Genomic DNA, 1157 nt, shown 5'->3' on the forward strand with positions numbered 1-1157 from the left:
GCGGGCCTCGCGATCGCCGCGTTCGTCGCGTACGCGAACGCGAGCTCGACGGGGCAGCTCGCCGCACGGTACCCCGAGTCGGGCGGCGCCTACCGGTACGGGCGGGAGCGCCTCGGCGAATGGCCGGGATTCCTGGCGGGCTGGGGCTTCGTCGTCGGCAAGACCGCGAGCTGCGCGGCGATGGCGCTCACGGCCGCCGACTACCTGGTGCCCACCGTGTGGGAGCGACCCGTGGCCGTGGCGGCCGTCCTCGTCCTCGCGGCGGTCAACCTGCTGGGGATCACTCGCACCGCGCGGGCGGCGACGCTCATCGTGACCGTCGTCCTGGCCGTGCTCGCGCTCGTGCTCGTCGCGGGAGCGACCGAGCTGTTCCGCCACGGCATCCCGGTGCAGCAGGACCCGCCAGGCGGACCCGTCCCCGGCTGGTACGGGGTGCTGCAGTCCGCGGGACTCCTCTTCTTCGCGTTCGCCGGCTATGCCCGCATCGCCACGCTCGGGGAGGAGGTGCGCGATCCGGCGCGCACGATCCCGCGGGCCATCGCCCTCGCCCTCGCCCTCGTCGTCGCGATCTACGCCGCCGTCGCGATCGTGCTCCTGCTCACCCTTGGGGCGAGCTACCTGGCGGCCGGCGCGGACGCTCCCCTGACCGACCTCGTCCAGGTCAGCGGCTGGGAGTGGGCGGTGCCGATCGTGCAGGTGGGCGCCGCCGTCGCCGCGCTCGGCGCCCTGCTGGCCCTCATCGCCGGCATCGGCCGCACCATGCTCGCAATGGCGCGCGACCGCGAGCTGCCGGCGCCGCTCGCGGCGGTGCACCCGCGGTCCCACGTGCCGTACGTCGCCGAGATCGCGGTGGCCGTCGCGATCGTCGCACTCGTGCTCGTCGTCGACCTCAGGGGCGCGATCGGGTTCAGCTCGTTCGGCGTGCTCCTGTACTACCTGGTCGCGAACGCCTCGGCGTTCACCCAGCCCGCGTCCGAGCGTCGAATCCCCCGCTGGCTGAACGTGGCGGGGGCGATCGGATGCCTCGTGCTCGTCGTGACGCTGCCGGTCCAGGCCGTGATCGGCGGGCTCGTCGTCTTCGCGGTCGGCGCGGCGTACCGCATCATCGCCTCCGCGGTCGCACGCCGTCGAGGCCGCGCACACCGCGCCGACGGCTG

At 74.4% G+C, this 1157-nt stretch carries 1 protein-coding gene; it reads left to right on the top strand.

The genetic code is table 11. The features are described 5' to 3' along the window. Positions 1 to 1157 (top strand): APC family permease (locus tag GH736_RS23240; RefSeq protein ID WP_159607414.1); only part of this gene is annotated, 1157 nt, incomplete at both ends.

The organism is Agromyces humi (assembly GCF_009720255.1).
Taxonomy (GTDB): Bacteria; Actinomycetota; Actinomycetes; order Actinomycetales; family Microbacteriaceae; genus Agromyces; species Agromyces humi.